Below are 13,042 nucleotides of genomic sequence, written 5' to 3' on the forward strand. Positions count from 1 at the left end.
CGATCGCGGCACAAGGCCGCTCCCACAGGGGATCGTGTCGGACTCCAGAATGCAAAAAGCCCCGACGGGTCGGGGCTCTTGCATGCAGCTCGAGGCTTACTGGTTGACGGTCTTGCCCGCCACCACGGCTTCTTTCTTCTTGCCGTTGGCCTGGAGCAGCGAGTTGTAGTACGCCTCGCCCTTGGCGCTGTCGTACATGCCTTGCCACTTGGCGATCACCACCGCGGCCAGGGCGTTACCCACTACGTTCAGCGCGGTACGGGCCATGTCCATGATGCGGTCGACACCGGCGATGAAAGCCAGGCCTTCCAGTGGAATGCCCACGCTGCCCAGGGTCGCCAGCAGCACCACGAAGGAAACGCCCGGCACGCCGGCGATACCCTTGGAGGTGACCATCAGGGTCAGCACCAGCAGCAGTTGCTGGCTGATCGACAGGTCGATGCCGTACAGCTGGGCGATGAAGATCGCAGCGATGCTCTGGTACAGGGTCGAACCGTCGAGGTTGAACGAGTAACCGGTCGGCACCACGAAGGAGCAGATCGACTTCGGCGCACCGTACTTCTCCATCTTCTCGATGACGCGTGGCAGCACGGTTTCGGAACTGGAGGTCGAGTAGGCGAGGATCAGCTCGTCCTTCATGATGCGCATGATCTTGATGATCGAGAAGCCGAACACGCGCGCCACCAGGCCCAGCACCATGAAGGCGAAGAAGGCGATGGCGAAGTACACCAGCAGCACCAGCTTGGCCAGCGGCAGCAGGGAGGCGAAACCGAAGTTGGCGACGGTCGCGGCGATCAGGGCGAATACGCCGATCGGGGCATAGTTCATGATCATGTGGGTGACCTTGAACATGGTCTCCGACACGCCCTGGAAGGTACGCACCAGCGGCTCGCGCAGGTCGGCGTTGAGGCTGGAGAGGCCCATGCCGAACATGACCGAGAAGAAGATGATCGGCAGCATCTCGCCACGCATCAGCGCTGCGAAGATGTTCGACGGGATCAGGTTGAGCAGGGTCTCGATGAACGCATGCTCATGCTGTACCTCTGCAGCCGTGGCCTGGTACTTGGAGATGTCGACGGTGCCCAGGGTGCTCATGTCGATGCCGGCACCTGGGTGGAACACATTGGCCAGTACCAGACCGACGACGATGGCGATGGTGGTCACCACTTCGAAGTAGATGATGGTCTTCAGGCCGATGCTGCCCAGTTTCTTCGCGTCGCCAACCCCGGCGATGCCCACGATCAGCGACGAAATCACGATCGGGACGACGATCATCTTGATCAGGCGAATGAAGATGTCGCCGGCGGGCTGGAGGACGTTGCTGATCCACCATGCCTTTTCTGCACTGAAATGATTCAGTAGCGCGCCGACTGCAACGCCCAGGACAAGACCGATCACAATCTGCCAGGCGAGGCTCAGTTTTGCCTTCTTCATGTCGTTACCTTTGTTGTAGTGGTCATGGCCGACAGGTCGGAAAAGCGCATCCCAGCGCCGTTGGCAACGTCACGGGCAGCGATTGGCTTCCGTCCGGCGACCCTGTTCTCAGGTCACCGCCAGCGAGCGAACGAGCGCTCGGGCCAGCGAAAAAGGCGGCAACTATTGCGACGTGGACAGGGCCAGTCTAATGCCGGAAACGACTACCCTATGCCGAATCGGCATAAGAAAAGACCGCAAATCGGCCAATTCAGCGGCCATAAAATCCAGCCGTTCGGTTTTCCGAACAAGGCCAAACCGCCATTTTTAGGCAGAAACGACAGGATCAGTTCCAGGGTAGAGGAGGGTTGTTCGACAATCCGAATGGAACAAAAAGCACTGTGCGCACCGCACAATCGAGGGGAAAAAAATTCGATATACGGTTACGACAAAATGTGTCTTGAAGGGGAAATCGTACAAGTGCGCCCGAAAAGGCAAATCTGCGTGTGGACGCTTCGGAAGCCAGATCAGGCCGTCATGTCTTTTCCGACACCGCTGATCTGGATCTTCCGACGCTGTCTCTCCTGACCCGGCCCTTGTCGGAGGTACTCCCTGTACCCCTAGGCCACTCCGATCCTGAAGCGATCAGAACAGCCCGGCCCCCTGGTCATGTGCTGCCTCTCCTCGAGGCGGCGCATCATGGACGCCGCAACGGTAAGTACGTTCAGCGACCATATGATTACAATGCGCGACCGTTGGTCAGTACCAGTTCGGGTCGCGCTTGAGCTGCTCCTTCAGCAGCGCCTTCATGCCGTCGTCCGGCTTGCCCAGCCAGCGGTAATCCGCATGGCGGGTCGGCGACTTGTCCGAGGGCAAGCCTTCGGGAACCTCCACGAGCATCCCGTAGGCTTCATCCTTGTCCCAGCTGAACGCCACGATCAGGCGCTTGTAGGTGCAGTTGTGGTCCGACTCGCAGAGAGGGCCGACCAGATACTTGTCGCCGTCCTCGGTCACAGCCGACATCTGCTGCGTCGAGCTGCCGCTGAGGTTGATCACCCACTCGGGCAGGCGTTCTTCATTCTTTATGGTCTTCTGCCAAGTCTCTCGGTATTCCGGATCCGAACCCAGCAACTGGTTGGCCCGCACCTGGCCGTCATTGGCTGCCATCGCCGCAGAGCCACCGCCCAGTAGCAGGGCGGTGACCAGGGCCTTGCAGAGCATCCTGCTCATGGGCGTCAACCTCTACCGCGTCCGAAGAAGAAGGAAGCGACGAACAGGACCAGGAAGACGATGAACAGAATCTTCGCGATACCGGTTGCGGCGCCGGCGATACCACCGAAGCCCAGTACCGCGGCGACAATGGCGATGATCAGGAATGTGATGGCCCAACTCAGCATGATGACTCTCCTTTCTTTTCGGGATAGGGTCGGCGTGGCACCTAGAACACCCAGCGTTCCTGAGGAACGATTCTTTCCAGCGTGGCTGGCGAAGCCTTGGCCGAAGGCAGCGGCTGGGCGGCCTTGACCAGCGTGGTGGCATGAGCCGTCTTCAATTGCGTCAACAGCGCGGTCTGCGCCGCCACCTGATCGGCCAGGCGGGCGGTCTGCCAGCTGTGGTAGAACAGCCCGGCGGCAAGGGTCACGACCAACGCCATCGCGAGGTACAGAAACTGATGCAAGGGCAGTACTGCATCCTGCGAGCGGTTGACGGATTGGCGATTCATGCCGGCTCCTCCTGCTGTCTTTGTTATCCAAACCTTGAGGAGGTTATTGCAGCCTGCATGCCAGCTTTTAAGATGGATAAAAATCCTTATTAATCAACAAGTTATACAAATTCAACGGAGAAGGTGAGGACGTATCCTGCACGATGCCTCTCGTCGACCCGTGCGTTTTGCACGATTCACCCTTCCACCTTGCTCGCCACTTTCAACAGATCGGCATCCACGCCGCGTACCCCGAGGATCTGCCCGGCAATCTGCACGGCAATGGTCTTCTGCTCCTGGCTGACCACTTCGCCAGACAGCCGCACCAGGCCTTCCTGGCTCGCCACCTTGATGTTCGGCCCGTCGAGATTGCGGCTATAGCGCAAGCTGCTTTGCACCTTGTCGATGATCCAGGCATCGCTGGGCTGCGGCCCTGTCGGCGCAGTCGGCGGGTTTTCACGGGCCTGGGCCATGGCTGCGGAATCCAGGCTGATCAGGTTGTTGACCAGGTACACACCCTCGCTGGTACGGGCGATGACGCCGGCCAGCTCCTTGGCCTCGACGTTGTCGACGCGACCGCGCATGGTCACCACGCCGTCGCGGCTCTCGACCTCGATCGGCGCCTTTTGCGTTATCCGGCTCCAGAGCAGGCGCGCGCGGATGATCGCGGTCAGGGTGGCGTCCTCCAGGCGCTGGGCGTAGGCACGTCGCTCAAGCGGCTGCTCCGCCAGCTCGGCATTGACCTGCAGACGGTTGTCCACCCGCTCGATGCCGCGAGTGGCCAAGGCGACACGCTCGGCCAGGTCGCGCTCGACGGGGTTTTCCACCTCGCCGCTGAGACGCGCCTGCTGGCCCTCCACCTGCACCTCGATGCGGAACGGATTGAGCACCTTGTTGAGGGAAACCGCAGTCTGCACGGCCCCCTCCAGTCGCGCATCCTGCAACGGGTCGGCGACAGCAGGGCCGATTACCAGCAGCAGGCCGGCAGCCAGGGCGCAATGACGCATGAACAAAGGCATGGCACTTCTCCTTTTCGTAACAAATCCAGGCACTTTCGCAACCTGCATGCCAGCGTTCTCGAGTGCCTGAAACTCTATTTATTTCAATCTGTTAGCCAACAAACAGGGCAACAGCTAGCATGCATAGGGCGGAATCCTTCAGAATCGACCATGCAACTTGCCCGATTTTTCCGACACTAACTGAGATCAATCCCAAAGGAGCGCAGGAAAAATGGAGTCAGCCCAGGACAACCAAGGCCGCATTCTGCTGGTGGACGACGAGTCCGCGATCCTGCGCACCTTCCGTTACTGCCTCGAAGACGAGGGCTACAGCGTCGCCACCGCCAACAGCGCCGCTCAGGCAGAGACCCTGTTGCAACGCCAGGTGTTCGATCTGTGCTTCCTCGACCTGCGCCTGGGAGAAGACAACGGCCTCGATGTGCTGGCACAGATGCGCATCCAGGCGCCCTGGATGCGCGTGGTGATCGTCACCGCGCACTCGGCGATCGACACCGCGGTGGATGCCATCCAGGCCGGCGCCGCCGACTATCTGGTCAAACCCTGCAGCCCCGACCAGTTGCGCCTGGCCACCGCCAAGCAACTGGAGGTGCGCCAGCTGTCGGCGCGCCTGGAAGCGCTGGAAGGTGAAGTGCGCAAGCCCAAGGACGGCCTCGACTCGCACAGCCCGCAAATGATGGCGGTGCTGGAAACCGCGCGGCAGGTGGCGACCACCGATGCCAATATCCTCATCCTGGGGGAGTCCGGCACCGGCAAGGGCGAGCTGGCCCGCGCCATTCACGGCTGGAGCAAGCGCGCGCGCAAGGCCTGCGTGACCATCAACTGCCCCTCGCTGAACGCCGAGCTGATGGAAAGCGAGCTGTTTGGTCATACCCGCGGGGCCTTCACCGGCGCCAGCGAGAGCACGCTCGGGCGGGTCAGCCAGGCAGACGGCGGCACGCTGTTCCTCGACGAAATCGGTGATTTCCCACTGACCTTGCAGCCCAAACTGCTGCGCTTCATCCAGGACAAGGAATACGAAAGGGTCGGCGATCCGGTCACCCGTCGGGCCGACGTTCGCATCCTTGCCGCGACCAACCTCAACCTTGAGGAGATGGTGCGCGAAAGCCGCTTCCGTGAAGACTTGCTGTACCGCCTCAACGTCATCACCCTGCACCTGCCGCCACTGCGCGAGCGTAGCGAGGACATCCTCACGCTCGCCGATCGCTTCCTCGCCCGCTTCGTGAAGGAGTATTCGCGCCCGGCGCGCGGGTTCAGCGAGGAGGCCCGGGCGGCCCTGCTCAACTACCGCTGGCCGGGCAACATCCGCGAACTGCGCAACGTGGTGGAGCGCGCCAGCATCATCTGCCCGCAGGAACGCGTGGAAATCGGCCATCTGGGGATGGGCGAGCAGCCCACCGGCAACGCCCCGAAGGTTGGCGCAGCGTTGAGCCTCGATGAGCTGGAGCGCGCCCACATCGGTGCCGTCCTGGCGGCCAGCGATACCCTCGACCAGGCCGCCAAGACCCTCGGTATCGATGCCTCCACCCTGTACCGCAAGCGCAAGCAGTACAAACTGTGAAGTGGCCCATGAAGCTGCGCACGCGGCTGTTTCTCAGCATCTCGGCACTGGTGACGGTCGCACTGCTGGGCTTGCTGCTGGGGCTGGTCAGCGTGCTGCAGATGGCTGCGGTGCAGCAGAGGCTGGTGCGCGACACCACCCATACCCTGGAAGTCGGGCTCAAGCTGCGGCAGAACCTGGGTGAGCAGTTGAACCTGATACTCGATGCAGATACCGATCCGAAAAGCCTGGTGAACCTGCAGGAAAACTTCCAGGCGCTACTGGTATCGGGCCTAGAGCAGGGCGGTGAACGTACCGGGTTCAGCAAGGCCAGCAGCAACTACCAGGCCTTCCTCCAGGCCTATCGCGACAGCCCCTCACCGTCGCGCAGCATGGGCGTCGACGACCCCTTGGGCGCTGCGTTCAACCAGGTTCGTACCGACCTGATCGACTCGCACAAGCAGGCGTTGGAGCACATTTCCCGCAGCGAGGAACATGCCCGCGACCATGCCTTGCTGGTCAGTGGTGCATTGGGCCTGATGGGCCTTGCGGTGGTGGTGCTGGGCTTCATCACCGCGCATAACATCGCTCGTCGCTTCGGCCAGCCGATCGAGGCCCTGGCCAAGGCAGCCGATCAGGTTGGCCAGGGCAACTTCGACGTTACCCTGCCTGTGACCCAAGCCACCGAACTCAACCAATTGACCCGCCGTTTCGGCCTGATGGCCGACGCCCTGCGCAAGCACCAGGCCACCAATATCGACGAATTGCTGGCCGGCCAGCAGCGCCTGCAGGCCGTGCTCGACAGCATCGACGACGGCCTGCTGATCATCGATCGCCAAGGCCGCCTGGAGCACCTCAACCCCGTGGCTCAACGGCAGTTGGGCTGGGATGCCTCCCGGCTCGGCAGTAGCCTGGCCGAAGCCCTGAGCCGTCCGGAGCTGGAGCAACAGATGCGCCAGGTGCTGCGCGGCGGCAGCCTGGACCGGCCACCGGATGACCTGAGCATCGAGGTGGACGAAGAGACCCGCCTGCTGACCTTCAGCCTGACGCCCGTCAGCCATCCGCAGGGGCCGATTCTCGGCGCGGTGATGGTGTTGCATGACGTGACCGAACAGCGTGCCTTCGAGCGCGTACGCAGCGAGTTCGTCCTGCGTGCCTCCCATGAACTGCGCACGCCGGTCACCGGCATGCACATGGCCTTCGGCCTGCTACGCGAACGGATCACCTTCCCGCCCGAAGCGCGGGAAAACGATCTGCTCGACACCATCGGCGAAGAAATGCAGCGTCTGACCCAACTGATCAACGACCTGCTCAATTTCTCTCGCTACCAGAGCGGGCTGCAGAAACTGGAACTGGCGCCCTGCACACTCGATGACTTGCTGGAGCGGGCCCAGGCACGCTTCGCCGAATCAGCGGCGCACAAGCAGATCGAACTGGTCAGCGAGCTGGAGCGTCCGCTGCCGCACATTCAGGTCGACCTTGCGCAGATCGACCGGGTGCTGGACAACCTGCTGCACAACGCCATCCGCCACACCGCCAGCGGCGGGCACATTCGCCTGCACGCACGGCGGCATGCCGAGCGGGTGATTATCAGCGTCGAGGACGACGGCGAAGGCATCGCCTATGGCCAGCAGGGGCGGATCTTCGAGCCGTTCGTGCAGGTCGGGCGCAAGAAAGGTGGCGCAGGGCTGGGCCTGGCCTTGTGCAAGGAAATCGTGCAACTGCATGGCGGGCGCATGGGCGTGTTCTCGCGGCCGGGGCAGGGGACGCAGTTCTACATGGCACTGCCGGTGTGAGGCGTCGGCTCAAGGCTCATCATCGAGCCGCCGCCCGCCCATCCGCCGTCCTCGGGTGATCAGCTCAGCGAACTGTCGGGCGTTGAGCGGATGGGCGAACAGCCAACCCTGCCCATAGTTGACTCCTTCGCTGTTGAGCAACACGGCCTGGTCCTCGCACTCGATCCCCTCGGCGATCACCCGCAGGTGCAGGTCATGGGCCATGCGGATGATGTGCGGGGCAACGCCACTGCTGGCGGCGTCGTGGCCCAGGGCGTCGATGAACGCCTTGTCGATCTTCAGGCAATCGACCGGCAGGGTCTGCAGGTAAGCGAGGCTGCAGTAACCGGTGCCGAAGTCATCGATCAGTACCTGATGCCCGACCGAGCGCAGCGCCTGCAGGTTGTCGCGAGCCACCACCACATCGATCAGGCCGCGCTCGGTCACTTCGAACGCGATCTGCGTTGCAGACACCCGATGATGGGCCAGCAAGCGCGCTGCGACCCGGCCGATACGCGGCACCATCACATCGCACGCCGCCAGATTCACCGAGATGTACAGGTGCCGATTGGCCCGCAGCAACTGGCCCAGTTGCTCCAGTACCCGCTGCAGGACGAAATCGGTGATCTGGCGGATCTGCCCGGTGTTCTCGGCCAGCGGGATGAACAACTCCGGGCTGGTCAGGCTGCCATCCGGTCGCCGCCAGCGCACCAGCGCTTCGGCGCCGACACAGCGGCGACTGTCCAGCTCGAAGATCGGCTGGTAGAGCACCTGCAACTCGCCACGGCGCAGCGCCTGCTGCAACTCCGAGCTCATCGAGCGACGCTGCAGGATCAGTTGCAGCACCAGCCAACCGATGCAGCAGGCGAGCAGCAGGCTGCCGGGGAACAGCAACCAGAGCATGCCGTTGAGCTTCAGCGGCAGGCTTGCACGAGGGGCGATGAGGACGAGTTGGTAGTCCGGCGACTTGGTCGGCATCCGGTAGACGAGGCGGTCGCTGAGCTCGATCAGCGCCTTGCGCGACGGCGGCGGCCAGTCCGGCGCCGGTGGCCAGGGCTGGGGAGGGCCCAGCACCGGGATCGCCCGACTGCCGCGGTCGAGCACCACCAGCAGGCTGCCACCGGGCGGGAGATCGACCACGTCGGTCAGGTGGCCACGTGAGGTGGACACCAGGAAGTGGCCACGCCCCAGCATCAACGCAGCGAGATTTTCGTTCGGCTCGGTGGTGGTGTTCAGCCAGTAGCTGTAGGTGGGCCCTTGGATATCGGGGGCGCGCATAGGCCGCATGACCTGCTCTGCGCCTCGGCTGGAACAGGCGATGTCACCGTCGACATAGGCCGCCTCATAGACAAAGCGGTAGCTCAGGCCCACCTGACGCAGCGCAGACAACATCGCTGGATCACAGCCGCGTATCGGCAGCGTCTGCAACTGGTCGACCCCCTCGCGCAATTGCCCGAACACCTGCTCGAGGCGCTCGAGGAAGCGCTCGCCGCGGGCATTCATCTGCGCGCTTTCGCTCTGTTTCATCTGCTGCAGGGTGACACCGAAGCTGGCGGCCAGCAGCAGCGCAGCACTGGCCAATGCGACCAGAGAGGCCAACAGCCAGGGGCGGTGGAAAATTTGGCGCACAGAGGCGATCAGCGAAGACATGCGCGGCATCCAGTTGAATACCAAAGGTATAGCAACTGGATGAACAGTTGGCGCGGTGCGATAGGCGGTCCTGATTCACCGCATGCTGTTGAGCACCTGCAGTATCGCCGCGGTCTGTGCGTCTGGCAGGCCGTCGAAGCGCTGCGCACGGAAGTGCATCTGGAAAGCGGCGATGACATGGCGGGTCGAGACATCCAGCTCGCCGGTCTGCTCGATGGCATAGCCGAAACGGGCCAGTTGTTGCTGGTACCAGAGCGGGCTCGGTGGATTGGCCTCGAAATACACCTGCTGGCGCGCCACGGAGGCGGCGTTCGGCCAGATCCCGAGGCCTGCGTCAGCCAGGCGCTTCCAGGGGAACAGCGGCCCCGGGTCGAGCTTGCGCAAAGGCGCAATGTCGCTGTGGCCAATGATGTTGCGCGGCTGGATGTTGTTGCGCTGGACGATATCCTTGACCAGGGCGATCACTGCCTCGATCTGCGCTTCGCTGTAGGGGTGCCAGACACGTCCGCTGGGGGTATCGGTATAGCCGGGATTGACGATCTCGATACCGATCGAGCTCGAGTTGAGCCAGGTGCGGCCCTGCCACTGACTGTCGCCGGCATGCCATGCGCGGCGGCTTTCATCCACCAGCTGGTAGACCGTGGCATTGCCGTCGCCAACCAGGTAATGGCTGCTGACCTCGCCATGGGTCAGCAGCGCCAGCGAGCGCTCCAGCGAAGCGTTAGTGTAGTGCAGGACGACGAACTGGATGCGGCTGTCCTGGTTCGCCGAGGTGTGGCTGCGGTCGATACGCAGACCGCTGGAGCAGCCGGCGAGCAGGATGAGGAGAAGGGCAGTAGCGAACGTTTTCATCGGATGGAGGCACGTCATGTGTCGGTATAAGCGCTACAGTATAACGTGCTATCGCCGATTACCCATTCCCAACGATGCCCACTCAGCGGACTGAGCGCACGAACCGTGTCGAAAGCAACAGGGCTGGCGTAGCGGTACTTGTTACCCTTGCTCGACGCGATTGCGCCCCTGGTCCTTGGCGCGGTATAGCGCTTCGTCCGCACGCTTGAGCACCTGGTCGCCACGCTCGCCGGATCGGAAGGCGCTGACGCCGATGGACGTGGTGATCACCACGCGCTCGCCCTTGAAGTGAAACGGGCAGGCCTCGATTGCCGCACGCATCGCTTCGGCGACCTGCAGCGCTGTGGGGGGAGATGTCTGGGGGAGCAGCAGGACGAACTCCTCGCCACCAAAGCGGGCGATGAAGTCGCGCCCGCGCAAGCGCTTGCGCAACTGGTCGGCAACGATCTTCAGCACCTTGTCGCCGGCCAGGTGGCCATAGCCGTCGTTGATGCGTTTGAAATGATCGAGGTCGAGGATGGCCATGGCCAGGTGGCCGCCATTCTCCTGCCAGTCGGCAAGCTCGCGCTCGACCCGTTCGCTCCAGGCGGCGCGGTTGGGCAGACCGGTCAGCGGATCGACCAGTGCTTTCTGGCGCTGTTCTTCCAGATGCTCACGGTAGCCAAGCGCCTCCTGCTCCATGCTCGCCACTCGCTCGGCCAGGCCCTGCAGGCGTCCGGCCAGTTCCTGCTCACGGCGGTCACGCTCGTGCTGGTGCTCATCCATGGTGACCAGCAGGCCCTCGAGCCGGTTGTCCAGCAGGTGCTTGAGGCTGTCGATGTCTACTGCGCCCTGGACGCTGCTCTGCAGGCCATCGACCTGTTCGCGCAGCTGGCTGTCCAGCTCGCGGGCGGCGGTGCTGTTGTCGGCGTGTCCCTCGCTGGCCTCCTGCAGATGGCTCTGGAAGGTCTCCAGGCGCTCGTTGATCTGCTGCAGGTAGGCTTCGAATTCATGCTGGCCGCTGTCGTTGATTGCCAGCATCAACACCGCAAGGTCGTCCAGCACCGGGATCAGCTCATACCAGTTCAGACCGCGCGCCACCCGCTCGCGCATATCCAGGGCCTGGGCCTTGTGGCGCTCAGGCAGGCTGAGGTCATCGAGCAAACCGATGAGGGTTTCCTCGATGTGCGCGGCAACCTGACTGTAGGGCGGCTCCACGGCATCCGGCAGGTCGTAGGGGCCGTCCTCGGCAAGCGGCTCGTCCTCCAGCGGCTCGGGGGTGTCGGCGTCTTCCTGTGGCGAGCCGTCGGCGACAGGCTGCGGTTCGACTGGCTCAGGCTCGGCGGCAGCTTCAACAGGTGCGGGGTGGGTAAGGTCGGCTTGCTCGGGGGCCTCGGCGACGGGCTCCACCTGCTCGACAGACGGGGTGACTTCCGGCGCGGGCAGCGCGACTTCCGGGGCCGGCTCGGGTGCCGGCTGCACCGCAGGCAGGGGCTGCAGCTCGTCGGCGTCGAGCAAGCGGGGCGGGGCCGGTGGTTGCGCCTCGGGCAAATGGACGGGCGGAGCTTCGGTCACCGCCTCGACGTGCACCGCAGCGCGCGGCAATGCTGGCACCTGCTCCGGCTCTGGTGCGACCTGAGAGCCATCTTCACGACCGCCGAACAGCCGCTGCAACAAGCCCGGACGCGCCTCTTCGGTCACCTTGCGCAGCGACGACAACGCTCGCCCTTGCAGCCCGCTGAGCTCACCCAGTAGCGGCGGCAGCTCACGCGACTGGCTGACGCCACCGTCGAGTTTCTTGGCCAGCTTCTTCAGGGGGCGGGAAACATCGCCAGGCAGTTCCAACCCTTGCAGTTGGGTGACCAGCGAGGTCAGCGCATCGCTGACCTGGTTCATGCGCGTTTCGCGACGCTGTTCAGACTCCAGCACCGCCTTTTCCAGGCGTGGAATGAGCCCGGCAAGCCCCGCGTCCATGCTGTCGCTGCGGATGACCTCGCGCATTTCCTTCATGCACTGGTCGACGACCTTGTCGCTACCCTCGGCGGCCAGCGTGCTGCGGACCAGGCCACGGCGCAGCAGGTCGAGGCGGGCTTCCCAACGGCGCTCGAGTTTCTCCTGCCGTTCGATGCTTTTTAGATATTTTTCTTTCCAGCGCTCGGCTTCGTCGGTCATGCCTGGATCCGCAACGGTAATGGCATCAGGGAGTATGTGAATACTGGATTTCGGCGCGAAGCGCGAACTCTTGAGTGTGTCAGCGCACGACCGGCAGGGTATCCACAGTCAGGGCATCCGGCAATCGGATCTCGACCGCGACAGGCAGGTGGTCGGAAATTGGCTGCGACAGCACTTCGACCCGTTCAAGCGTCAGGCTCGGGCTGAGCAGGATGTGATCCAGGCAGCGTTGCGGGCGCCAGCTGGGGAAGGTCGCCTCGACCTGTGGGGCGATCAGGCCGAGGTCGCGCAGGGGCGAGCGCTCGAGCAGGTCATTGGCGTGGGTGTTCATGTCGCCCATGAGGATCTGGTGGCGGTAGCCGCCGATCAGCTCACGGACATACCCCAGTTGCAGGGCGCGGGTCTTGGCGCCCAGCGCCAGGTGCATCATCACCACGATCAGCGCGTTCTCGCCTTCGCCAAAGCGCACCAGGATCGCCCCGCGACCGGACGGACCGGGCAGGGGGTGGTCTTCAAGGTGCTGGGGCTTGAGTCGGCTGAGCACGCCGTTGCTGTGCTGGGCGAAACGCCCGAGATTGCGGTTGAGCTGCTGGTACCAGTAAGGGAAGGCGCCGAGCTGGGCCAGGTGCTCGACCTGGTTGACGTAGCCCGAGCGCAGGCTGCCGCCGTCGGCTTCCTGCAGGGCAACCAGGTCGAAGTCACCGAGCAGGTCGCCGATCTTCTGCAGGTTGCCGGCCCGCCCGGTATGCGGCAGCAGGTGCTGCCAGCTGCGGGTCAGGTAGTGGCGGTAGCGCTCGGTGCTGATGCCGACCTGGATATTGAAGCTGAGCAGCCGCAGGCGACCATCCTCCGGCAGGCCTGGGTCCTGCAGATGATGTTCGTTGACCCGCGGCTGGTGCAGGCCAACACTTCGCGTGGTACGCAAGCGGGCCATGGCTGCGCC

The 13,042-nt window shown here is 63.5% G+C and carries 11 protein-coding genes; 2 read left to right on the forward strand and 9 right to left on the reverse strand.

Going from position 1 to position 13,042, the window contains the following annotated elements:
• Positions 1–96: 96 nt before the first annotated feature.
• The 5 genes from gltP to HU729_RS10145 all read right to left on the reverse strand — a co-directional run bounded on the left by gltP (position 97) and on the right by HU729_RS10145 (position 4,134).
• Complete coding sequence (gene gltP, locus HU729_RS10125) at positions 97–1,434, reverse strand: glutamate/aspartate:proton symporter GltP (RefSeq protein ID WP_186669929.1); 1,338 nt, start codon at positions 1,432–1,434, stop codon at positions 97–99.
• Positions 1,435–2,172: 738 nt separating this feature from the next.
• Entirely contained in the window at positions 2,173–2,643 is a 471-nt protein-coding gene (locus HU729_RS10130) for an inhibitor of vertebrate lysozyme family protein (RefSeq protein ID WP_186709808.1), read from the reverse strand.
• Between the two features lie 5 nt (positions 2,644–2,648).
• Positions 2,649–2,810 carry a DUF1328 domain-containing protein gene (locus HU729_RS10135; protein ID WP_003252966.1) on the reverse strand — a complete coding sequence of 54 codons (162 nt, stop codon included), beginning with the start codon at positions 2,808–2,810 and terminating at the stop codon, positions 2,649–2,651.
• 41 nt (positions 2,811–2,851) lie between these two features.
• Complete coding sequence (locus HU729_RS10140) at positions 2,852–3,136, reverse strand: hypothetical protein (protein WP_186709810.1); 285 nt, start codon at positions 3,134–3,136, stop codon at positions 2,852–2,854.
• A gap of 176 nt (positions 3,137–3,312) precedes the next feature.
• Complete coding sequence (locus tag HU729_RS10145) at positions 3,313–4,134, reverse strand: BON domain-containing protein (protein ID WP_186709811.1); 822 nt, start codon at positions 4,132–4,134, stop codon at positions 3,313–3,315.
• Positions 4,135–4,345: 211 nt separating this feature from the next.
• Between HU729_RS10145 and algB the strand changes: the two genes are divergently transcribed.
• Both algB and HU729_RS10155 read left to right on the forward strand, forming a co-directional pair.
• Positions 4,346–5,692, forward strand: a complete 1,347-nt coding sequence (algB, locus tag HU729_RS10150; RefSeq protein WP_186669937.1) for a sigma-54-dependent response regulator transcription factor AlgB — start codon at positions 4,346–4,348, stop codon at positions 5,690–5,692.
• Entirely contained in the window at positions 5,689–7,467 is a 1,779-nt protein-coding gene (locus HU729_RS10155; RefSeq protein WP_186709813.1) for a KinB sensor domain-containing domain, read from the forward strand. Before algB ends, HU729_RS10155 begins: the two co-directional genes overlap by 4 nt.
• Positions 7,468–7,476: 9 nt before the next feature.
• On the opposite strand, the gene HU729_RS10160 is transcribed toward HU729_RS10155, so the two are convergent.
• The 4 genes from HU729_RS10160 to HU729_RS10175 form a co-directional block, all read right to left on the reverse strand.
• Positions 7,477–9,096 carry an EAL domain-containing protein gene (locus HU729_RS10160; RefSeq protein ID WP_186709814.1) on the reverse strand — a complete coding sequence of 540 codons (1,620 nt, stop codon included), beginning with the start codon at positions 9,094–9,096 and terminating at the stop codon, positions 7,477–7,479.
• 75 nt (positions 9,097–9,171) lie between these two features.
• Positions 9,172–9,948 (reverse strand): N-acetylmuramoyl-L-alanine amidase, encoded by a 777-nt coding sequence (locus HU729_RS10165; protein ID WP_186709816.1) that lies wholly within the window; start codon positions 9,946–9,948, stop codon positions 9,172–9,174.
• A gap of 141 nt (positions 9,949–10,089) precedes the next feature.
• The gene (locus HU729_RS10170; RefSeq protein ID WP_186709822.1) at positions 10,090–12,099 is read right to left on the reverse strand and encodes a diguanylate cyclase; all 2,010 of its coding nucleotides are present in this window, start codon (positions 12,097–12,099) and stop codon (positions 10,090–10,092) included.
• 79 nt (positions 12,100–12,178) lie between these two features.
• Complete coding sequence (locus HU729_RS10175; RefSeq protein ID WP_186669942.1) at positions 12,179–13,033, reverse strand: endonuclease/exonuclease/phosphatase family protein; 855 nt, start codon at positions 13,031–13,033, stop codon at positions 12,179–12,181.
• Positions 13,034–13,042: the final 9 nt, after the last annotated feature.

This window comes from Pseudomonas sp. RW10S2 (assembly GCF_014268985.1).
Taxonomy (GTDB): domain Bacteria; phylum Pseudomonadota; class Gammaproteobacteria; order Pseudomonadales; family Pseudomonadaceae; genus Aquipseudomonas; species Aquipseudomonas wayambapalatensis.

Excerpts from the sequence above, each read along its gene's own strand:
- HU729_RS10165 (WP_186709816.1), bottom strand. The coding sequence starts at position 9,948 with ATGAAAACGTTCGCTACTGCCCTTCTCCTCATCCTGCTCGCCGGCTGC.
- HU729_RS10170 (WP_186709822.1), bottom strand. The coding sequence starts at position 12,099 with ATGACCGACGAAGCCGAGCGCTGGAAAGAAAAATATCTAAAAAGCATC.
- HU729_RS10160 (WP_186709814.1), bottom strand. The coding sequence starts at position 9,096 with ATGTCTTCGCTGATCGCCTCTGTGCGCCAAATTTTCCACCGCCCCTGG.
- HU729_RS10175 (WP_186669942.1), bottom strand. The coding sequence starts at position 13,033 with ATGGCCCGCTTGCGTACCACGCGAAGTGTTGGCCTGCACCAGCCGCGG.
- algB (WP_186669937.1), top strand. The coding sequence starts at position 4,346 with ATGGAGTCAGCCCAGGACAACCAAGGCCGCATTCTGCTGGTGGACGAC.
- HU729_RS10130 (WP_186709808.1), bottom strand. The coding sequence starts at position 2,643 with ATGAGCAGGATGCTCTGCAAGGCCCTGGTCACCGCCCTGCTACTGGGC.
- HU729_RS10145 (WP_186709811.1), bottom strand. The coding sequence starts at position 4,134 with ATGCCTTTGTTCATGCGTCATTGCGCCCTGGCTGCCGGCCTGCTGCTG.
- HU729_RS10140 (WP_186709810.1), bottom strand. The coding sequence starts at position 3,136 with ATGAATCGCCAATCCGTCAACCGCTCGCAGGATGCAGTACTGCCCTTG.
- gltP (WP_186669929.1), bottom strand. The coding sequence starts at position 1,434 with ATGAAGAAGGCAAAACTGAGCCTCGCCTGGCAGATTGTGATCGGTCTT.
- HU729_RS10135 (WP_003252966.1), bottom strand. The coding sequence starts at position 2,810 with ATGCTGAGTTGGGCCATCACATTCCTGATCATCGCCATTGTCGCCGCG.